Origin of the sequence: Marinobacter sp. VGCF2001 (assembly GCF_049943275.1) — a bacterium.
In the GTDB taxonomy this organism is placed as follows: domain Bacteria; phylum Pseudomonadota; class Gammaproteobacteria; order Pseudomonadales; family Oleiphilaceae; genus Marinobacter.
Window position 1 is genome coordinate 193,810 of record NZ_JBNFVX010000001.1, and the last position, 21,697, is coordinate 215,506.

Annotated in this window: 18 protein-coding genes; 1 reads left to right on the plus strand and 17 read right to left on the minus strand. The window is 57.1% G+C overall.

What is annotated here, in order from left to right; genetic code table 11:
* Positions 1 to 10: 10 nt before the first annotated feature.
* From ACP2AU_RS00900 to leuC, 15 genes are all read right to left on the minus strand, one after another.
* Positions 11 to 1,234 carry an O-succinylhomoserine sulfhydrylase gene (locus ACP2AU_RS00900; protein ID WP_426373888.1) on the minus strand — a complete coding sequence of 408 codons (1,224 nt, stop codon included), beginning with the start codon at positions 1,232 to 1,234 and terminating at the stop codon, positions 11 to 13.
* A 27-nt stretch (positions 1,235 to 1,261) separates the two neighbouring features.
* Positions 1,262 to 2,785, minus strand: coding sequence for an amidophosphoribosyltransferase (gene purF / locus ACP2AU_RS00905; protein ID WP_426373889.1), 1,524 nt, complete (start codon positions 2,783 to 2,785; stop codon positions 1,262 to 1,264).
* Positions 2,786 to 2,819: 34 nt separating this feature from the next.
* The gene (locus ACP2AU_RS00910; RefSeq protein WP_426373890.1) at positions 2,820 to 3,389 is read right to left on the minus strand and encodes a CvpA family protein; all 570 of its coding nucleotides are present in this window, start codon (positions 3,387 to 3,389) and stop codon (positions 2,820 to 2,822) included.
* Positions 3,390 to 3,481: 92 nt separating this feature from the next.
* Positions 3,482 to 4,126, minus strand: a complete 645-nt coding sequence (locus ACP2AU_RS00915; protein ID WP_426373891.1) for an SPOR domain-containing protein — start codon at positions 4,124 to 4,126, stop codon at positions 3,482 to 3,484.
* Between the two features lie 92 nt (positions 4,127 to 4,218).
* Complete coding sequence (folC, locus tag ACP2AU_RS00920; protein WP_426374409.1) at positions 4,219 to 5,535, minus strand: bifunctional tetrahydrofolate synthase/dihydrofolate synthase; 1,317 nt, start codon at positions 5,533 to 5,535, stop codon at positions 4,219 to 4,221.
* Positions 5,516 to 6,445, minus strand: a complete 930-nt coding sequence (accD, locus tag ACP2AU_RS00925) for an acetyl-CoA carboxylase, carboxyltransferase subunit beta (protein WP_426373892.1) — start codon at positions 6,443 to 6,445, stop codon at positions 5,516 to 5,518. Before accD ends, folC begins: the two co-directional genes overlap by 20 nt.
* 38 nt (positions 6,446 to 6,483) lie before the next feature.
* Positions 6,484 to 7,296 (minus strand): tryptophan synthase subunit alpha, encoded by an 813-nt coding sequence (gene trpA, locus ACP2AU_RS00930; RefSeq protein ID WP_426373893.1) that lies wholly within the window; start codon positions 7,294 to 7,296, stop codon positions 6,484 to 6,486.
* Between the two features lie 17 nt (positions 7,297 to 7,313).
* Positions 7,314 to 8,522: a tryptophan synthase subunit beta gene (trpB, locus tag ACP2AU_RS00935; protein ID WP_426374411.1), complete on the minus strand. Its 1,209-nt coding sequence runs from the start codon at positions 8,520 to 8,522 to the stop codon at positions 7,314 to 7,316.
* The gene (locus ACP2AU_RS00940) at positions 8,515 to 9,144 is read right to left on the minus strand and encodes a phosphoribosylanthranilate isomerase (protein ID WP_426373894.1); all 630 of its coding nucleotides are present in this window, start codon (positions 9,142 to 9,144) and stop codon (positions 8,515 to 8,517) included. Before ACP2AU_RS00940 ends, trpB begins: the two co-directional genes overlap by 8 nt.
* Entirely contained in the window at positions 9,141 to 10,049 is a 909-nt protein-coding gene (gene truA / locus ACP2AU_RS00945) for a tRNA pseudouridine(38-40) synthase TruA (RefSeq protein ID WP_426373895.1), read from the minus strand. Before truA ends, ACP2AU_RS00940 begins: the two co-directional genes overlap by 4 nt.
* A gap of 85 nt (positions 10,050 to 10,134) precedes the next feature.
* Positions 10,135 to 13,341 carry a FimV/HubP family polar landmark protein gene (locus ACP2AU_RS00950; protein WP_426373896.1) on the minus strand — a complete coding sequence of 1,069 codons (3,207 nt, stop codon included), beginning with the start codon at positions 13,339 to 13,341 and terminating at the stop codon, positions 10,135 to 10,137.
* A gap of 312 nt (positions 13,342 to 13,653) precedes the next feature.
* Positions 13,654 to 14,769 carry an aspartate-semialdehyde dehydrogenase gene (asd, locus tag ACP2AU_RS00955; protein ID WP_426373897.1) on the minus strand — a complete coding sequence of 372 codons (1,116 nt, stop codon included), beginning with the start codon at positions 14,767 to 14,769 and terminating at the stop codon, positions 13,654 to 13,656.
* A gap of 124 nt (positions 14,770 to 14,893) precedes the next feature.
* Positions 14,894 to 15,967, minus strand: a complete 1,074-nt coding sequence (leuB, locus tag ACP2AU_RS00960; RefSeq protein ID WP_426373898.1) for a 3-isopropylmalate dehydrogenase — start codon at positions 15,965 to 15,967, stop codon at positions 14,894 to 14,896.
* A gap of 18 nt (positions 15,968 to 15,985) precedes the next feature.
* Complete coding sequence (gene leuD / locus ACP2AU_RS00965) at positions 15,986 to 16,633, minus strand: 3-isopropylmalate dehydratase small subunit (RefSeq protein WP_426373899.1); 648 nt, start codon at positions 16,631 to 16,633, stop codon at positions 15,986 to 15,988.
* Positions 16,634 to 16,650: 17 nt separating this feature from the next.
* Positions 16,651 to 18,069, minus strand: coding sequence for a 3-isopropylmalate dehydratase large subunit (gene leuC / locus ACP2AU_RS00970; RefSeq protein ID WP_426373900.1), 1,419 nt, complete (start codon positions 18,067 to 18,069; stop codon positions 16,651 to 16,653).
* Positions 18,070 to 18,523: 454 nt separating this feature from the next.
* Here leuC and ACP2AU_RS00975 point away from each other — a divergent pair, with 454 nt between their 5' ends.
* Positions 18,524 to 19,405: a LysR family transcriptional regulator gene (locus ACP2AU_RS00975; protein WP_426373901.1), complete on the plus strand. Its 882-nt coding sequence runs from the start codon at positions 18,524 to 18,526 to the stop codon at positions 19,403 to 19,405.
* Here ACP2AU_RS00975 and ACP2AU_RS00980 read toward each other — a convergent pair whose 3' ends face one another.
* Together ACP2AU_RS00980 and aroC are read right to left on the minus strand one after the other, a co-directional pair.
* Positions 19,406 to 20,500, minus strand: a complete 1,095-nt coding sequence (locus ACP2AU_RS00980; RefSeq protein ID WP_426373902.1) for an MFS transporter — start codon at positions 20,498 to 20,500, stop codon at positions 19,406 to 19,408.
* Between the two features lie 74 nt (positions 20,501 to 20,574).
* Positions 20,575 to 21,669: a chorismate synthase gene (aroC, locus tag ACP2AU_RS00985; protein WP_426373903.1), complete on the minus strand. Its 1,095-nt coding sequence runs from the start codon at positions 21,667 to 21,669 to the stop codon at positions 20,575 to 20,577.
* Positions 21,670 to 21,697 lie beyond the last annotated feature (28 nt).

A 21,697-nucleotide genomic window follows, 5' to 3' on the forward strand; every position in this document is an offset into this window, starting at 1 on the left:
CATCTGTTTGTTAGTCTTTCAATGCCTGAAAACCTCTGTCCAGGTCGTTTTTCAGATCCTCAACAGATTCGATACCAACCGACAAACGAATCAGGTTTTCGGTAATACCGGCTTTTTCTTTATCTTCTGGCGCAAGCCGCCCGTGTGTCGTTGTCGCTGGATGGGTAATGGTTGTTTTCACATCCCCAAGGTTGGCAGTAATCGAAATCATCCGGGTCGCGTCGATAAACTGCCACGCCTGCTCTCTTCCGCCTCGCACCAGGAAGGACAGCACACCGCCAAAGCCGTCTTGCTGCTTTTTTGCCAATTCGTGCTGGGGATGACTTTCGAGCCCGGCGTAGTAAACCTTTTCCACACCTTCCTGCTGCTCCAGCCACAAGGCCAACTCTAACGCATTGTCGCAGTGGGCTCGCATACGAATCGGTAAGGTTTCCAGCCCTTTCTGGAACACCCAGGCATTGAACGGGCTCATGGTGGGCCCCGCTGAGCGAATAAAGCCGTAGATTTCATCGAGGTATTTAGCCGGGCCGACCACAACACCGCCAACACAGCGGCCCTGGCCGTCCAGATATTTGGTTGCGGAGTGGATAACAATATCCGCGCCCTGCCCCAGCGGGCGCTGCAGCACGGGCGTGCAGAAGCAGTTGTCCACGACCAGCAGCGCGTTGTTTACGCGGGCCAGGTCCGCCAGGCTGGCGATATCCGCCACCTCGCACAATGGGTTAGACGGCGTTTCCAGAAACAGCATCCGTGTGGAAGGCCGGATAGCGGCTTTCCACTCATCGGCATCGGTGACACTGACAAAACTGGTTTCCACGCCAAAACGCGCCATGTACTTCTGAAACAGCACATTGGTCGTTCCAAACACACCTCTGGAGCAAATCACGTGGTCACCGGATTTCAACAGCGACATACAGGTACTTAGAATGGCCGCCATACCAGATGCGGTAGCCACGCCACGCTCACCACCCTCCATGGCGGCAATTCTTGCTTCAAACGCCTGCACGGTGGGATTGGTAAATCGCGAGTAGATGTTACCCGGTTCCTCACCACCAAACCTGGCGGCTGCCTGGGCAGCACTGCCGTAAACGAAGCTCGAGGTCGGAAAGATGGCATCGCTGTGCTCCAGCTGCCCTGTGCGGATCTGCCCTGCCCTCACGGCGAGAGTGTCGATCGACATACCATCCAGTTCAGATTCGGGAATCCAGACGTTCTCGTCTCGGCCGAAAGTCATGTCAATCTCCTGCCAGTCTCAGTAATGTCAGTCTTCGTCATTGTGCAGATCTATGATCGCATTATCATCGTTGGCCACCTGGCTGCCCGATCGTTTCTCATCATTACGAAGGTCTTCGAGCTTCGCAAGGTAGGCCGTGTCGACGTCCCCGGTGATGTAGTCCCCCGTAAACACCGAACACTCCCAGCCGTTGATGTCGTCGTTAACGTCACTGACGCAGGTAATCAGATCATCCAGCTCCTGGTAGATCAGCCAATCGGCCCCAATCAGGTCCCGCACCTCGTCAACGCTCCGGTCATGCGCAATCAGTTCACTGGCCGAGGGCATATCGATGCCATACACATTGGGGTAGCGCACGGGGGGCGCCGCCGAGGCAAAGTAGACGTTGCGCGCTCCGGCATCCCGGGCCATCTGAACGATTTCTTTGCAGGTGGTGCCGCGCACAATGGAATCATCAACCAGCATGACGTTCTTGCCACGGAACTCCAGATCAATCGGATTGAGTTTCTGGCGAACGGATTTCTTGCGCATCTTCTGGCCCGGCATAATAAAGGTTCGGCCGATGTACCGGTTCTTGATGAACCCTTCGCGGTATTTAACACCAAGCTGATGCGCCATCTGCATCGCAGACGTCCGGCTGGTATCCGGAATGGGGATAACCACATCAATATCGTGGTCCGGGCGCTCCCGCAACACTTTATCGGCCAGCACTTCACCCATGCGCAGGCGAGCTTTGTACACGGACACTCCGTCCATGATCGAATCCGGCCGCGCAAAATAGACATGCTCGAAAATACAGGGATACAGCTTGGGCGCTTCGGCACACTGCTCTGAATACAAGGTGCCATCGGTTTCAATATAAACCGCTTCACCCGGAGCGATATCGCGGACAATTGAAAATCCCGCCGCGTTCAGCGCAACCGTTTCCGACGCTATCATGTATTCCTTGTGGCCTTCCTCGTTCTCCCGCACCCCGTAACAGACCGGCCGAATGCCGTTGGGGTCCCGGAAACCCACGATGCCATAACCGGTGATCATCGCGATCACGGCATACGCACCCTTGCAGCGTTTGTGCACGGCCCGCACAGCCGCAAAGATCTCGTCTTTCGTAGGATTCAGCTTGCCCAGCTTTTGCAACTCGTGGGCAAACACGTTCAGCAGAACCTCGGAATCGGAGTTGGTGTTAATGTGGCGCAGATCTGTACGGAACAGGTCCTGGCTCAGCTCGTCGGCGTTGGTCAGGTTGCCGTTATGGGCCAGGGTAATGCCATAAGGGCTGTTTACGTAGAATGGCTGGGCTTCAGCGGAACTGGAGCTGCCCGCCGTGGGGTAGCGCACGTGCCCGATGCCCACATTGCCCACCAGCCGGCGCATATGCCGGGTATGGAAAACATCCCTGACCAGGCCATTATCCTTACGCAAGAAAAAGCGTTCGTCCTGAAAGGTAACAATACCCGCCGCATCCTGGCCACGGTGCTGAAGAACAGTCAGTGCATCATAAAGAAGCTGATTGACGTTGGAAGTACTGACGATACCGACAATGCCGCACATGGCTGGGAGTTTCTCCGAGTGTTAGAACTGAATGTTAACGGGATGCAGACGCGGGTTCCGCGCCTTCGGCCTGAACGGATGCATCAGGCACGGCCTGCGTTTCCTGCCCGGGGCCCAGGAAACGGGCAAATTCATCGCCCAGGGTGCGCCGGGACCAATCTTCAACGACCGCAAGACGATCAATCATAACCGATGTTCTCCACCAGGTATCCTCCGCCAGAGGCGTATAGCGGGAAAACGCAATGGCAACAATCACCACAACCACCCCCCTGAGCAGACCAAAACCCATACCCAGCACTCTGTCCGTTGCCGAGAGTCCCGTGGCACGAACCAGGTGGCCAATCATGTTATTAATAATGGCTCCGACAATGAGCGTGCCAAAAAACAGGATGGCGAAAGCGGCAATCAACCGCACCAGCGGAGTTTCCACGGTGGATTCCAGAAGCGACTGCATCTGGGGATGGAATGTGCGGGCAATAATGAATGCACCGACCCACGTCACCAGCGACAGGGCTTCGCGAACGAACCCTCGTTTCAGGCTAATAAGTGTGGAGACGGTAATCAGGGCAATGATGACCCAGTCGATCCAGATCAGCGCTTCCATGTAAAACCCGGTGGAGAAAACGAATGGCGGATTCTATCAGGAAACCGGATCACACCAAACTGCCAGTGGCATTTTAATCGGACAAGCGACCACTATTTGTCACCGGTCGTGACCAGACTGGACAGGCCAAACGCTTTATCCAGGGCTTCTTTGGCGGCCTGCGCATCGCTTTTCTCGACAAAGGGGCCGCTGAATACCCGGGTAAGGGTACTCTCGCCTCGCTGCACCTGCTGAAGGTGTGCACCATAGCCCATCTCGATCACGTTATTACGGAGGCGTCGGGCATTGTCCTCGTTGCCAAAGCTGCCAAGCTGGACAACCCACGCGCCGTCAAGCGACCCGCTGAATTCGGCTTTTGCAGAGCCTTCGCTGGCATCAGCCGTAAGCGCCACCCCATCATCCGGAGAGGGCTCCGGTTCCGGCTGTTCAGCAGGTTGAGCCGAAGCATCGGGTTCCGGGTCTGAGGCAGACGGTTCCGCATCCACGACAGCCGACTCTTCCTCGACAATACGGAACCCGCCCGAGGGCTCATTACTGGGGTCTGCGGAGCCATCAGCCTCGCTCTCCGGATACCCGGCATCCGGCATATCGACTTCGGGAAACGGAGGTTCTTCAGGAATGGTAATGGGCGTGGACTGTCTCTGCGTATGCGGCTCGTCGAAAATCATGGGCACAAAAATAACCGCCAGTGAAACCAGCACAAGCGCGCCTATGATCCGCTGTTTCAGTCCATCCACCAGTGAGGGCTCCCGTTAACAACCTGTTTCTTCACGATACTAACCGGCCCCTGATCATAACTCAAAGGCTGCCGCCGGCCCATGGACAAACTTTAAGGCGAGGATGAATCCAGCAAAAGCTCAGACCGGGCCTGAGCCACAGTAAAGAAGGAGCCGAACACAACAATAATATCGTCAGGCGTGGCCTGATTCATGGCCAATGTCAGTGCCTCGGCGACGCTTCCGGACAACCGCGGCTCACCCTGCAAGGCAACAGAGCCGATACGTTCGGCAAGCTGGCATTCATCAAGCCCCCTGGGTATATCAAGGCCCGCCAGGTACCAGCGGTCAACCACCGTTGATACAGCACTGACCACCCCTTCAATGTCTTTATCTGCCAACGCCGCATAGACCGCCAGAATCCGCTTGCGCTGACCGGCTTTCAACGCATCCAGTTTGCCAGCCAGCCATTCGGCCGCATGGGGGTTATGGCCAACATCCACTATCACATCGGGAGCCGTATGGAGTGTTTCAAAGCGGCCCGGCACCTGCACATCGCCGACGGCCGCCTGGAGATCCTCCAGGGGAAGATCGGGCACCAATGCCCGGGAGAGAACCGCGGCGGCCGCAATACTCTGAACCGGTAACGGGCCAGCCGGCAGGCGGATGCGCTCCCCACCTGAGTCGAGCCACACGTGACCGGCGTCCGCCGGAGAGAGATGATAATCCCGCCCGGTAAGCTTCAGATCAACCTTCTGTGCCGCGGCTTGCTGCAGAACCGAAGACGGCGGCCGGGTATCCGCGCACACGGCGACAATGCCGGGCCGAAGGATTCCCGCCTTTTCAAAACCAATAACCTCCCGGTTATCGCCAAGAAAGCCGATATGATCAATATCAACCGACGATATCACCGCAAAATCCGGGTCGAGCACATTAACCGCGTCAAGACGGCCGCCCAGCCCCACTTCCAGTACCCAATCCTGGACACCGGCGTCGGCAAACGCAACGAAGGCAGCAAGCGTGCCGAACTCAAAGTAGGTCAGGGACACGCTGCGCCGGGCTGCCTCCACCTTCTCAAACGCCGACACCAGGGCGGCATCTGAAATGTCCTGGCCGTTGAGCCGAACACGTTCGTTATACTGAAGAAGATGGGGCGATGTGTAAGCCCCAACCGCCCTGCCCGACTTGAGCAAGATCGATTCCAGTGCGGTTACCGTGGTCCCTTTGCCGTTAGTTCCGGCCACGGTGACAATCCGCGCGTCCGGCCTGCGGGGAAACAGGCGACGCAAGACAACGAGCACCCGGTCCAGCCCCAGGTCAATATCGGTGGGATGAATGGCCTCCAGCCAGCCCAGCCATTGCTCGACGGACGCCCCGCTGACCGGCGGGCCGGCGGGAGTGGCGGGCCCGTCAGTGCCCTGCTGGTTCATCGACATCGGGCTTTTCTGTCACTTCAAACTCAATGGGGGCTTCGGTACCGGGTTTTTCCTGGGCAGTAAACTTGGCCAGCAGGTGGGCAATGCGTTCACGCATCTGGTGGCGATGCAGAATCATATCGATGGCGCCGTGCTCCAGCAAAAACTCACTGCGCTGAAACCCTTCCGGCAGCTTCTCCCGAACAGTCTGCTCGATCACCCGGGGCCCGGCAAAACCAATCAGGGCGTATGGCTCAGCAATATTGAGATCGCCCAGCATGGCCAAACTTGCAGAGACGCCGCCAAATACGGGATCCGTCATCACCGACACGTAAGGAATCCCCTCCTGTTTCATCTTTTCCAGAACCGCTGCGGTTTTCGCCATTTGCATCAGCGACAGAATCGCCTCCTGCATACGGGCGCCGCCACTGGCTGAAAAACACACCAGGGGGATACGATGTTCGAGCGCGACATTCGCCGCCTGGACGAACTTTTCCCCTACAACCCGGCCCATCGAACCGCCAAGAAAGTTGAACTCGAAGGCGCAGGCGACAAGTGGAACTCCCATGGTGGTGCCCCTGATCGCAACCAGGGCATCTTTTTCCCCCGTTGCTTTCTGGGCTGCCGACAAGCGATCCTTGTAACGCTTGCTGTCTTTAAACTTCAGTCGATCAGAAGGCTCGAGATGATCAGCCAGCTCTTCACGACCGTCTTTATCCAGGAAAATATCGAGCCTGCGTCGGGCAGACACCCGCAAGTGGTGATTGCATTTAGGGCACACGTCCAGGTTTTTTTCGAGCTCAGGCTTATACAGGAAAGCGCCACACTTCGGGCACTTTTTCCATAAACCTTCCGGAACTCCGGTACGTTGCCGCGATTCCGAGCGGATCTTGCTCGGCATGATTTTGTCCAGCCAGTTACTCATGCTCTCATCCTGTCCTTTGATGCCTGGAACCCGCCTGGTCAGTCCGCCAGGCTATCCAGCGCTTTGCGCATCGGGTGCAGCAGATCCGTCAGGGCCTTTTGCAGGCTATCCGGATCTGTCTGATTTCGGGCTATTGTATCGACCAACACGCTGCCAACAATTACACCATCGGATACTCTGCCAACAGCCGCCGCCGTGTCGGCATCCCGGATACCGAAGCCGACACCCACCGGCAAGGCGGTCAGCTCGTGCACATGAGCAACCTTTTTCGCCACTTCGTCGACATCGATGGTCGCAGAACCGGTCACGCCCTTGATAGAAACATAGTACACATAGCCGGATGAGTGCTCGCTGATCGCCCGGATGCGGTCGTCTGTAGTGGTCGGCGAAAGCAGAAAAATCGGATCCAGGTGCCGTTCAGCAAACAGCGGCGCCACCTGATCAGCTTCCTCCGGCGGCAGATCCACGGTCAAAACACCATCCAGACCTGCATCAGCAGCAGCGTTCGCAAACGCCTCATACCCCATCGCTTCCATCGGGTTGAGGTAGCCCATCAGCACGACCGGCGTATCCGGGTCCGTTTTGCGGAACTCCTTGACCATAGCGAGAACCTGGCGCAGAGACGTACCATGCTTGAGAGCGCGCTCGCAGGCTAACTGGATAACCGGCCCGTCTGCCATGGGATCAGAAAACGGAACGCCCAGCTCGATGATATCTGCACCGGCAGACACCAGGGTATGCATCAGCCTGACCGTTTGATCCGGATGAGGGTCGCCGGCCGTGATATAGGGAATCAGGGCCTTGCGGCCCTGCGTTTTCAACCTTTTCAGTACACCTTCAATTCGGCTCATGCCTGCTCCTGATACCTTCAGATCTCAATGCCATCCAACTGGGCAATAGTATGAATATCCTTGTCGCCCCGACCGGAAATGTTGATGACCAGCATCTTGTCCTTGTCCATCGTCGCAGCAAGCTTGAGAGCATAAGCAACGGCATGAGCGGTTTCCAGTGCCGGCATGATACCCTCAACCCGCGTCAGCTTGCGGAAGCCGTCAAGAGCCTCATCGTCAGTGACCGATACATAATTCGCCCGACCGATGTCTTTCAACCAGGAGTGCTCGGGACCCACGCCGGGGTAATCCAGGCCGGCACTTACCGAATGTGTGCCTGCAATCTGGCCATTTTCATCTTCCATCAGATAGGTTCTGTTGCCGTGCAACACTCCAGGACGACCGGCACACAAGGGCGCGGCGTGCTGACCGGTTTCAATACCCAGACCACCGGCTTCCACCCCATACAATTCAACAGACTCATCGGCAAGGAACGGGTAGAACATGCCAATAGCGTTGGAACCACCACCAACACACGCCACCAGCGCGTCTGGCAACTTACCCGTTTTCTCCATGGACTGCTTGCGGATTTCCCGCCCGATCACAGACTGGAAATCACGAACCAGTAACGGGTACGGATGCGGCCCGGCAACGGTGCCAATGATGTAAAACGTGTCATCGACATGAGCGACCCAATCACGCATGGCATCGTTCATCGCATCTTTCAACGTTTTGGTACCGCTTTGTACCGCGTGGACTGTCGCACCCAGAAGCTTCATCCGATAGACGTTCAGAGACTGACGCTTAACGTCCTCGGCCCCCATGAACACGTGGCACTCCAGCCCCAAGCGTGCACAAACCGTCGCCGTTGCAACGCCATGCTGGCCGGCACCGGTTTCCGCAATAATGCGCTTTTTGCCAAGAAAGCTCGCCAGCAGCGCCTGGCCGATGGTGTTGTTTACTTTGTGGGCACCCGTGTGATTGAGGTCTTCGCGCTTGAGCCAGATTTGCGCGCCACCGGTTTCCCGGGTCAGACGTTCCGCAAAATACAGCGGGCTCGGGCGGCCGACATAATCAGCCAGATCCTGATCAAACGTGGCCTGAAACTCAGGATCTTCCTTCAGACGCAAATACTCTTTCTCAAGCGTCATCAGCGAATCCATCAGGGTTTCAGAAACAAACCGACCACCGAAGGCACCGAAGTGACCTCTTGCATCGGGAAACGCCTTCAACATTTCTTCAGTCAGTTTTACAGACACGGTGAACCTCTTTGAAAAATTGAGACAATTTGGTGGCGTCTTTTTTACCCTTGCACTCTTCTACGCCGCCGCTGACGTCAACCGCCCAGGGGCGAACCTGCTCGATGGCGCGGGCTACGTTAGCAGATGACAGCCCACCGGCCAATATCAGGGGCAAGGGTCTTTGTTCGGGTATCAACGACCAGTTAAACGATTGACCGGTTCCCCCGTAATGATTCGGGTCCCAGGCATCTACCAGCAAGCCCGATGCCTGATGATAATCAGCACAGGCCTGCTCAATCTGCCCCGCCTCCCGCACTCTCACAGCCTTGATCCAGCGCCGGCCAAAGGATCGGCAAAAATCGGGAGACTCATCCCCGTGAAACTGGAGCAGGTCCAGCGGAACCGTCTTTAAAACATCTTCCACGAACTCGCGCTCCGGATTCACGAAAAGCCCTGTAACCGTTACGAAAGCGGGTATCATTGAGCCCAGCTCCCGGGCCACCTCCATAGAAACTGAGCGCGGGCTGGGAGGGTAAAACACCAGGCCAATGGCGTGCGCTCCGCAGTCAATCGCTGCCTGAACATCTTGCCGGCGGGTCAGGCCACATATTTTCACACGAACCGTCATGATTGAGCGGGTACCTGTTTGCGATGTATGTGAGTGGGGGTGATCGGCGCATTCGCCTCCGGGCGGAACCAGGGCGACACAAACGCCGGGCCACAGGAAGCCGCGGGTATGCCGAGTGAGTCCGGATATCCCACATCGACCAGGTACAGGCCGTGCGGTGGCGCGGTTACCCCCGCACGCTTGCGATCGCGAGACTCCAGAATATCACCAATCCACCCCTCGGGTTGCTTGCTATTACCCACCGCCATCAGGGCGCCGGCAATATTTCGCACCATATGGTGGAGAAACGCATTGGCCTGCACATCTATTACGATGAATGCCCCGCATCGGGTTACCGAAATTTGTTCAAGAAAACGGATCGGTGTTCTCGACTGGCAACCGGCGGCCCGGAATGCCGAGAAATCGTGCTCGCCAACCAGCACCTGGGCTGCCCGGTGCATACGTTCCGCATCCAGCGGCCTGAAGGTCCAGGTTACCTGATTCCGCTGAATACCGGGGCGCACCGGATGATTATAGATTACGTACCGGTAGCGACGGTAAATCGCAGAAAACCGGGCATGGAAGTCCCCCTGGCCATTGCCGGCCCAATGCACGGAAATATCGTCCGGTAATGCCGTATTCATCCCCATCACCCATGAACGAACGGTGCGGATAGAGGGCGTATCGAAATGGGCTACCTGAAAACTGGCGTGCACACCGGCGTCGGTTCGGCCGGCACAGACGAGATCGACCGGATGGTCGGCAACCCGGGCTGCTGCCTGCGACAACTCTCCCTGCACTGAACGCACACCGCTTTTCTGAAACTGCCAACCGTGAAAGTTTTGGCCGTCATACTCGAATATGATGGCAACCCGTCCATTACCGACGGCGTTATCTGTAGTGAGGGGCTGAGGCGTGAGAAACAAAGGGAGACCTAATTGCTGTCCACTAGAAAAGCAAAACGCCGGCTCTTGAGCCGGCGCTTGCCGCGGTAGCACTGATTATAACGAATCAGGACAGATTTTTAAGAAGCTCCTGCGCTTCCGTTTTCTGTTCCTCGTTTCCTTCAAGCGCAACTTCTTCGAGAATATCACGGGCGCCATCGCTGTCACCCATCTCGATATAGGCTCTGGCGAGGTCCAGCTTGGTAGCTGCTTCGTCCGTACCAGCGAGGAAATCGAAATCGTCCTCGTCGCCCAGATCACTCTCGTCGATATCCAGTGCGTCATCGGTGCTGCGTGCGTCGGCATCCAGAGAATCCGAAGCTACCGGCACCAATTCATCATCAGCGTCGTCACTTACATCCGCAGCGTCCAGCTCCTCTGCCTGCTCTGCAAGCTCTTCCGGGTCCTGAAGATCAACCCCCGACTCGTCTGATGCAGATTCATCAAGAGCATCTTCGAGCTCAAGCTCCTCATCCAGAGAAGCCTCCTCTTCCTGAGGTCCCGCCGGCTCTCCGTTATCCGAGAACTCTTCCATCAGAGCCAGGTCTTCGTCGGACACATCCAGCTCAAGGTCATCAAGCTCCGATTCGCCCAACTCAAGTTCCGATGGCTGATCTTCTTCACCGGCCACCTTGTCCAGCTCTGCGTCCAGCTCGTCAAGGAAGGACTCATCAAGAGCATCCGTCTCCAGGTCAAAGTCCGCCTGATCTGTCTTGTCGGATACATCGGTTTCGTTACCGGTCGACTCCAGATCTCCATCGAATTCGAGATCCAGCTCAAGATCGTCGTCGGCATCAGAAATCGCAGGCGTCTCTCCGGCCGCTTCGGCATTTTCAGCACTTTGCGGCGAGGCCTTGGTGTCTTCAGACAGCGCATCATCTTCAAATGCAGACTCGAAATCCAGACTCAGATCGTCTTCGTCGGACGGACCCCGATCTTTATCGCTCTCCAGATCAGCGTCCAGCTCGAGCGACGCGTAATCCAGTTCAGAGGCAGGCTCCTCAGCCTCCCCGCTCTCGGAACCCGACTCAATGCCCGACAGATCGTACTCAATCAGGTCGTCGCGAGTATCCGTCTCCTTGCTCACATCCGAGGCCAGTTCACCGAACTCATTTTCATCAGTGAGTTCAGAGCTTGCCTCGAATTCATCGGCCTTCAACTCGTCGGAAATATCCCAGTCCCCGGCAGCCAGACTGTCCGCGGCCTCCGACTCCGGCTCGTTACCAAACGAGTCCGAGCGAAGCTGGGATTCGAGGTCGTCAATGCTGGGCATGGCCTCTGCTTCGGCCAAACGCTCCCGCAAAGACTCCGCTTCGGTGATCGCCGTTTCGTCCTCAAGCGCCTCAACTTCACGGTATTGCTTCTCGAACGCGTCCCGATCCTGGTTGTCTGCATAAACAGACAGCAGCTTCAGGCGCAAATCGGTGCGACTGGGCTCTCGGGAAATAGCAGTTTCCAACACCTGGGCAGCCTGGTCATGCCGACCATAAGCCACATAGGTATCAGCCTCGGTCATGGCATCGTCGCCCTCGGCCTGAGGTTCGGCATCCTCTTCAAGGCTGAGGTCGAAAGAATCACCACCTTCGCCTTCCTCACTGTTCAACTGCTCATAAAACTCTTTTTCCCGATTCGCATTCCGACGCGCAACGAGCAGCAGCAAGAGCAGCAAGACAACCAGCCCGCCACCCAGGGCAATCTGATACACCGGGTTATTCAGAATGCCATCGATAATATTGCCCGGAAATGCTTTCTCGGGAGCCGCAGCAGGCTCCTGTGGCTGCTGGGCCTCAGACTCTTGAGTTGTCGGGGCCTGTTCAGGCTCTCGAGTTGCCGGAACCTGTTCAGGCTCTGCCGGCATCTCTTCAGCAACCGTAGACTGCCCCTCAGAAACGTCGCCTGCCTCGGTTTCCGTCGCGGCCATTTCGGCCGCGTCATCCTGCGGAGTGGCAGCAGTCGCGTCTGCTGTTCCTTCTGTTTCTTCTGTTACGGCAGCGCTATCTGCAGCGGAATCCGCAATTTCAGCGTCGCCTGCGCCATTTTCCGGCGCATCGCCCGCCGGCTCGCCGCCGGCATCAGCATCCACTTCGCCGTCAGCCGGCGCCATGGAACCTTCCGCGCCAGCATCAGCCGCTTCTTCAGGAACGCCAGCTTCATCTTCCGTGACCATGCCCTGCACATCGGCTAATTGACTATTCTTAAGCTCTATCAGCCGCTGTAATGTTTCAACTTGATCCTGCAAATCCTGGACACGGGTGTTGAGCTCTTCGTTTTCGCGCTTTGCAGCCTCCAGCTCTTCCATGGCGACCGCCGAACCGGCATCGACACCGCCCGGCAGATCACCGTCTCCGCCGGCCGACCCGCCGTCCTCGGCGGTTCGGGTATCAGCTTCATCAGCCACCAGAAGCTGCAGTTCATCTCCGGCCGGCTGGCTTGAGGCCTCACCGGGTGAGCTCTGGGCCGTGTCCGTTGCATCCACTGTTCTGGGAGACTGGAAGGCCTCGTTTTGCTGAGCAACCAGACGATTCGCTTCTGCACGACCACGACTCTGGATCTGATCCAGCGAAGGAACCCGCAACACTTCTCCGCGCTTCAAGCGGTTGATATTGCCGTCCATAAAGGCATCGGGATTCTGGTCCTGAATGGCGAGCATGACCTGCTGCATGGACACGGAGCGGTTCGGGCGAACCTGCTGGGCAATCGTCCAGAGAGTATCTGAGGGGCCTGTCGGCCCAAACGTCTCTGCTCCATAGCCGCGGGACAGCGAACTCTCAGCGGCGGCCTGCCGGCGTACGGATTCCTCACTGCGCGCTGGCTGCTGACGGGCCTCGCGTACCGCGGGAGCGCTAACCTGCTCATCAATGCCAGATTCCTCAGCGTATACCGGCGGATCAACCAATACCGCGTACTCGCGCATCAGACGGCCATTTGGCCAGGTCAGCTCGAGCAGGAAGTTCAGATACGGCTCACGCACCGGCCCGCGCGACGACACGCTGATCGCCAAATTGCCATCCGGGCCGGTAACCACTTCAAATCGTAATTGACTCAGAAACTGGTGGCGATCCAGGCCGACACGCTCATACGCGCTCTCCGGTGCCACGTTGACGAACACTTCACCGGGATCAACGCCACGACTCTGGTTCAATGATATTTCTGCATCCAGCGGCTCATTGAGCCAGGACTGGAGTTCAATTTCTCCCAGTCCGAGCGCGTGAGCCATTCCAGAGCCGAGCCCTCCCGCCAGCGCCAGGGCAACCGCAAGCTTGCGTACCTTCATGCTTATTCCTTTCCAGTCTCCGTTATTCTTTACTGCCGTATTTCAACAGAATCGGACGAGGTTGGATGACTTTCGCCTTGTTATTTCTCGTTTTTATATCGCAGTAATACCCATCAATCCGGCAAGTATTGTTGATAAAGCCCGCTTTATCAATCAATCAGCTGCAATCCTTGCACCGTTTTTTATCTATAGGGCGGAACTCCTTAGCGCCCCTGAAAATAACAGGGGCGGACGCTGAAATCAGCCTCCGCCCCGAACCGGCTTGCAAAAAACCGGACACAGTTGGCATTAATTACCACTGCGTAACAATTCTTAACGTTCCTGGAGGATCCGGAGCATCCTACGCAGAGGCTCTGCGGCCCCCCAGAGCAGCTGGTCGCCCACGGTAAAGGCAGAAATGTATTCCGGCCCCATGGACAGCTTGCGGATACGACCGATCGGGATACTCAGCGTGCCGGTGACTTTCGCCGGAGTGAGCTCCTCCATGGTGGCATCGCGATCGTTGGGAATCACTTTCACCCAATCGTTTGCCCTGGCCAGGATACCCTCGATCTCGTCTACCGACAGATCCTTCTTCAGCTTGATGGTCATTGCCTGACTGTGCGAGCGCATGGCGCCAATCCGCACGCAGATGCCATCAATCGGAATCGGGTTATCACTGCGCCCCAGAATCTTGTTGGTCTCGACTCCCGCTTTCCATTCTTCCTTGCTCATGCCGTTATCGAGCTGCTTGTCGATAAACGGAATCAAGCTGCCTGCCAGGGGCACACCGAAGTGTTCGGTGGGGAAGTCGGCAGAGCGCATGGTATCTGTTACCTTGCGGTCAATTTCCAGAATCGCGGACGCGGTATCTTCAAGCTCTGGTTTAACGCTCTCCTGCAGGGCACCCATCTGATTCAGCAGTTCCCGCATATTCTGGGCACCGGAGCCGGATGCAGCCTGGTACGTCATCGGAGATACCCACTCAATCAGGTCCTGCTCAAGCAGCCCCCCCAGAGCCAGCATCATCAGGCTGACAGTACAGTTGCCGCCCACGTAGTCTTTTACGCCTTTTTCCAGCGCCGCATCAATCACGTTGCGGTTAACCGGGTCCAGCACAATGACCGAGTGGTCCACCATCCTCAGCGTGGACGCTGCATCAATCCAGTAACCCTGCCAGCCGGCATCACGCAGTTTCTGATAGACCTCGGTGGTGTAGTCGCCACCCTGGCAGGTTACGATCACATCCATACCCTTGAGGATGTCGATATCAAAGGCGTTCTGTAGTGGCGGAACGCCCTCTTTGCCTACATCCGGGGCCGGCTTGCCTGCCTGGGAAGTGGTAAAAAACACCGGATCGATATCGGCAAAGTCATTTTCTTCACGCATGCGCTGCATGAGGACAGACCCCACCATGCCACGCCAACCTACAAGTCCAACTCGCTTCATGCGACCTTTGAACCTCGTTTTATGCCCGCCCTCTACCGTTATCGCTGGCAGGGACAGGATGGATGATCCCGCAGCGGCTGCATCCTGCCGCTGTCGGGTCTGAATTGCATATAACGGGGCCGCTTCACAGCGCGTTCAGAACCGCCTCGCCCATATCGCGGGTCGACACTTTCCGGCCCGTTTCCGACATAATGTCGGCTGTTCGCAGCCCCTGATCCAGCACCTTGCTGACTGCGGCCTCGATAGCCTGAGCCGCTGCTTCCTCATTCAGACTGTAACGCAACATCATTGCTGCGCTGAGAATGGTTGCCAGAGGATTGGCAATGCCTTGGCCGGCAATATCCGGCGCCGAGCCGTGGCACGGCTCGTACATACCCTGCTTGTCTGAATTCAGGGATGCCGAGGGCAACATACCAATGGAACCTGTCAGCATGGCTGCTTCGTCTGACAGAATATCACCAAACATGTTACCAGTCACAATCACATCGAACTGCTTCGGCGCCCGGACCAATTGCATGGCGGCGTTATCCACGTACATATGCGACAGCTCCACATCGGGAAACTCCCGCTTCAGGTCTTCCATGATCTCGCGCCAGAGCACCGTGACTTCCAGGACATTCGCCTTGTCGACCGAGCAGAGCTTCTTGCCCCGTTGTTGAGCGGCTTCAAATGCCACCCGGCCGATCCGACGGATCTCGGATTCGGTGTACTGGTACGTGTTGTAGCCCTGGCGCTCACCGCTTTCCAGCTGACGAACGCCCCGGGGCTGACCAAAATAGATACCACCGGTCAATTCCCGGACAATCAGGATATCGAGCCCGGAAACCACTTCCGGTTTCAACGAAGACGCTGAGGCCAACTGCGGGTACAGAATGGCCGGGCGCAGATTGGCAAACAACTCCAGATTCGAGCGCAATCCCAACAACCCTTTTTCCGGGCGCTTCGCCATGGGCAGACTGTCCCACTTCGGGCCACCGACCGCGCCCAGAAGAATGGCATCGGCATTCCGGGCTTTTTCCAGCGTCTCATCCGGCAGCGGTGTGTCGGCCTCATCAATAGCCGCACCGCCCACCAGAGCGGTGTCAAAAGACAACCCCAGACTGAACCGTTCGTTTACCTTGTGTAGAACTTTCTCCGCTTCCGCCACGATTTCCGGCCCAATGCCATCACCCGGCAACAGCAATACATTACGGGACATATTCCAAATCCTTGTTAGTCAGTTTCCGGCGTTGAAAAGCCAGGGAGCAGTCTCACGACGCGACTGCTCATAAGCTTGAATAGCCTCTGCATCTTCCAGCGTGACACCGATATCGTCCAGACCATTCAGCAGACAATGGCGACGAAAATCATCCACCTCAAAACTGAACGATTCACCATCCGGCGTATTCACCGTTTTAGCTTCCAGATCGACCGTCAGCTTATAGCCTTCATTCTCTTCGGTTTCCTGAAAAAGCTTATCTACTATATTTTCTTCCAAAACAATGGGTAACAACCCATTCTTAAAGCAGTTGTTATAGAAAATATCAGCAAAACTCGGAGCAATAATGACCCGAAACCCATAGTCATCCAGCGCCCAGGGTGCGTGCTCACGGCTCGAACCGCAGCCAAAATTAGAGCGGGCCAGCAACACACTGGCGTTTTTGTAACGATCCTGGTTCAGCACAAAGTCGGGGTTCAAAGGACGATTGGAACAGTCCTGATCCGGTTTGCCTTCGTCCATGTAACGCAGTTCATCGAACAGGTTCGGGCCAAAGCCCGTACGCTTGATGGACTTCAAAAACTGCTTGGGAATAATCATGTCCGTGTCCACATTGGAACGGTCCATGGGGGCTACAATGCCCTGGTGTTGCGTAAATGCGCGCATGGTGTCTCTCCTGTGGCTCAGTTGATCAATTCACGGACATCAACGAAATGACCGGTGACCGCGGCGGCCGCAGCCATGGCCGGGCTCACCAGATGAGTGCGCCCACCAAAGCCCTGGCGCCCCTCGAAGTTCCGGTTTGAGGTAGAGGCACAATGCTCGCCCTGCCCCAGTTTGTCGGCGTTCATGGCCAGACACATGGAACAACCCGGGTCACGCCATTCAAGGCCAGCTTCAACAAAGATCCTGTCCAGACCCTCTTGCTCCGCCTGGGCTTTTACCAGACCGGAACCCGGCACCACCATCGCCTGCTTGAGGCTGGGAGAAACCTGGCGCCCCTTGACCACTGCCGCAGCTTCGCGCAAATCTTCGATCCTGCTGTTGGTGCAGGAACCAATAAAGACCCGGTCCAGCTTGATCTCGGTTATCTTCTGGTTAGGCTGCAATCCCATGTATTTCAGCGCCCGAACAATCCCCTCGCGCTTGATGGGATCCTCTTCCTTCGCCGGATCCGGCACTGCACCTTCAACGCCCACCACCATCTCCGGAGACGTACCCCAGCTCACCTGGGGCTGAATGGCAGAACCGTCCAGCTCAACCACTTTATCGAACACCGCATCGTCGTCGCTGTGAAGCGTGCGCCAGTACTCAACCGCCTTCTCCCAGGTCTCACCCCTGGGCGAAAATGGACGACCTTTGACATACTCGATGGTGGTATCGTCTACGCCAACCATGCCCACCCGGGCGCCAGCTTCGATGGACATATTACAAATGGTCATCCGGCCTTCCATGCTCAGCCCACGAATGGCTTCGCCGCCAAACTCAATGGCGTAGCCGGTGCCCCCCGCTGTACCAATCTTGCTGATAATTGCGAGCACCACATCCTTGCCGGTAACACCCGCACCGAGCTTGCCATTCACCTGCACCAGCATATTCTTCATCTTCTGCTGAACCAGGCACTGGGTCGCCAGAACGTGCTCAACTTCCGAGGTGCCGATACCATGGGCCAGGCACCCAAAGGCGCCGTGAGTGGAGGTATGGGAATCGCCACAGACAATGCTCATTCCCGGCAGAGTCGCGCCCTGCTCGGGCCCAATCACGTGCACGATACCCTGGCGCTGATCCTTGATCTTGAACTCCAGAATCCCGAACTCGTCGCAGTTTTTGTCCAGCGTCTCCACCTGGGTGCGGGAGACCGGATCGACAATACCGTCGATGCCTTTGTCACGATCCGTGGTCGGCACGTTGTGATCCGGTGTGGCAATGTTGGCATCAATCCGCCAAGGCTTGCGGCCAGCCAGACGAAGGCCTTCAAAGGCCTGGGGGGATGTCACTTCGTGCAGCAATTGACGATCAATGTAAATTAATGCGGAGCCATCGTCCCGCTGTTTGACCAGATGGTCGTCCCACAATTTGTCGTATAAGGTCTTGCCCGCCATGATTCTCTCTCACTCTCTGGGGGTTTCTGTTTCTGCTTCGAATAGTGACATCATACCCCTGCGCCACGAATAACCTCAATTCATGTTTTTTATTCTTTGCATTCCCCTTAGGAATCAACATAGACTTCCACGTTGGCGCAGGGCGCAACCAGAAGGATGTGGCTTTTCAAAACACGCCTACAAGCACATCCCTGTGGGCTCGTTTCGGGCCGTCCATGGCCCTCAACGGTTTTGAAAGGCTCTTCCCACCCGTTTGCGCCCCTGACGCCTTTCGTGGAGTCTTTCAAACACACGCACCACGGCTTGACGAGTAGCTTCAGGGGCCCCTCCCAAAAATGTCGGAGGCCATGGATGGCCGGAGAGAAGCGCACATGGAAGTGCTTGTAGCGGTTTTTGGGAGGGGCCCCTGAAGCTACTCAGGCACCAACGTTAAAATCACAACCAGAGGGAAACCATGGACTCAAACTCCCTGAAAGCATTCCTGACAATCGTCGACCAGGGCTCCTTCTCGGAAGCCGCAGAAACCCTGCACCTGACACAGCCAGCCATCAGCAAACGCCTGGCCGCCCTGGAAACCCAACTGGGCACCCGACTGATCGACCGCAGCAACCGGGAAATCCGCCTGACCGAAGCCGGCGCCCGACTCCTCCCCCATGCCCGCAAAATCCTCGACGAAATCCACAATGCCCGCATGGCCCTGATCACCAGCGCCGACAGCATCGACGGCGAACTTCACGCCATCGCCAGCCACCACATCGGCCTGCACCACCTGCCCAACTGGCTACGTCGCTATCGCCGGGAATACCCTCAAGTGGACCTGCACCTGCAATTCATGGAATCCGATGCCGCCTACCACCAGATGAACAAACGCAATGCTGAACTTGCCTTCGTTACCCTCAGCGACAGCATGAATCCGGAATTCTCCATCCTCGCCCAGTGGCCGGACCCCATGGCCTTTGTGGTTGGCAATGATCACCCACTGGCTTCCCTGAACAATCCCACACTGGCAGATCTTGCCCTGCATCCAGCGCTGCTGCCAGACACCAGCACAGCCACCTACCGGGTCGTCAGCCGCCTGTTTCTGGAAGCCAATCTCACGCTCAGACCGCTGATGCCCACCAACTACCTTGAAACCATCAAAATGATGACCAGCGTTGGTTTGGGATGGAGCGTACTACCACTGAGTATGCTGGACAGCAGCCTGGCAGTACTGCCAGTGCCACACCCTGTTACGCGAGTGCTCGGTGCCGTAGCGTTATCGCGCAGACATCTTGGCAGTGCCGCGCAGGCGTTGTTGCAGATTGTCGAAGAAGAGGAATCCCGCCCGGGAGGGTGATCAGGGATCGTGCCGGGGCTCCGGTGGGGGCTGCAAACCCCGCCAGGTGATGAGAATCGCCAAAGCCATGGCTGCAGCGCCGCCCCAGAAAGCGGCCGAGGTGCTAAAGCCATCCACAAGGAAGCCGGACAGCCAGGCACCCAGTGCTCCGCCGGCACCAAATGTCAGCCCGCTATACAAAGCCTGCCCCTGGCCATGATGGTGCTTACCGAAAAAGCCCTGGATGTACTGAACCGACACTGCGTGCAAGGCACCATACGAGGCCGCGTGGAGAAGTTGCGCAAAGATCAGCACCGGTAACACGGAGGTCAGCTCGGCAATCAGGCTCCAGCGAATCATCGTTAACACCAGAGCGCCCAGAACGACTTGCCTTACCGTGAACCGCCGCGAGAGCTTGTGCATAACCAGAAACATCCCGATTTCGGCGAGAACCCCCAGAGACCAGAGCAACCCGATCGCCAGCTTGCCGTAACCGTGCTGTTCCAGATGAATACTGAAAAACGTGTAGTAAGCGCCATGGGAGACTTGCAGCAGGAAATTCATGGCAAAGAAAGCCACCACGGCAGGGTGCGTCATAATGGCCTTCAGGCTGCCCGCTGGCGCCGCCTGCCTCCGCTCTCCTCGCTCGGAGGGCACAAGAAACGCCGATACCGCGATACCGGCAAACACCGGCAACAACAACCAGGGCAAGTACTGGATGTCCACCAGTTCAAGCAGGCCTCCCACAAGGGCGACCGCCCCGATGAAACCGACGGAGCCCCACAGCCGGATTTTGCCGTATCGGTCACGCTGCTTACCCAGCACACTCAGGGTAATCACCTCGTACATCGGCAAAATCGCATTCCAGAAGAATGTGAACACCAGCATGACCAACAGAAGGCCGTAAAATCCCGGTTCGAGGAACACCCCCGCGAAGAACAGCGAGCCGAAGACCGAGCCGAATCGCACCAGGCGAACCCGCTGTCCGGTGCGGTCCCCAATGTAGCCCCAAAGGCTTGGGGCGACGATTTTGGTGAGCTGGATGGTCGCCATCAGCGTGGCGATCTGAAGGTAGGAGAAGCCCTGGCCCTCAAGGTAGAGGGACCAATAGGGCAACAGCCCTCCGAGGAGGGCAAAAAACCAGAAATAGAGGTTCGACAGCCGCCAGTAGATGGTAGCGCCTCCCGAAATCAGCGCTGGCCGAGAACCGGCGTAGAGACCTCTACATCGCCGTTCTGGCCGCGATGGCGCAGGTAGTGGTCCATCAACACAATGGCCATCATGGCCTCGGCTATCGGTGTTGCACGGATCCCCACGCACGGATCATGTCGGCCCGTTGTGACCACTTCCACTGGATTGCCGTCTATATCGATACCCTGGCCAGGCAGGCGCAGGCTCGAAGTCGGCTTCAGGGCCATGCTGGCAATAATCGGCTGGCCGGATGAAATGCCACCGAGTACACCGCCGGCATGGTTCGATAGAAAGCCTTCCGGAGTCATCTCGTCCCGGTGGTCCGTGCCTTTCTGCTCGATACAGCCGAAACCGGCCCCCACCTCAACGCCCTTCACCGCATTGATACTCATCAGGGCGTGGGCAAGATCTGCATCAAGACGATCGAACACAGGCTCCCCCAACCCCGGCGGTACACCATCGGCAATCACATTGATGCGGGCGCCGATGGAATCCCCTTCTTTACGCAGAGCATCCATGTAGGCTTCCATTTCTGGAACCTTGTCGGCGTCCGGGCAGAAAAACGGGTTCTGGTGAACCTGGTCCCAGTCCAGTTTTTCCGCCTTGATCGGCCCTAACTGAGAGAGATAGCCGCGAACCTGAATCCCCAGGCGCTGCTCCAGAAACTTCCGGGCCACGGCACCGGCGGCCACACGCATCGCCGTTTCCCGCGCAGACGAGCGCCCACCACCGCGATAGTCCCGAACCCCGTATTTATGATGGTAGGTATAATCAGCGTGGGCCGGGCGGAACTGCGCCGCAATCTTGGAGTAGTCCTTGGACCGCTGGTCAGTATTCTCGATGATCAGCCCGATGGGCGTCCCCGTGGTTTTGCCCTCGAACACGCCAGAGAGAATCCGGACCTCGTCGGCCTCTCGACGCTGGGTTGTATGCCGGGATGTGCCCGGTTTCCGGCGATCCAGGTCCCGCTGCATATCCTCTTCCGACAGCTCCAGACCTGGAGGACAACCGTCGATAATGCAGCCCAGGGCCGCGCCGTGGCTCTCACCAAAAGTGGTGACCGTGAACAGCTTTCCGAATGTATTTCCCGACATAATTCAGCACTTTATACAGGTTTTATAA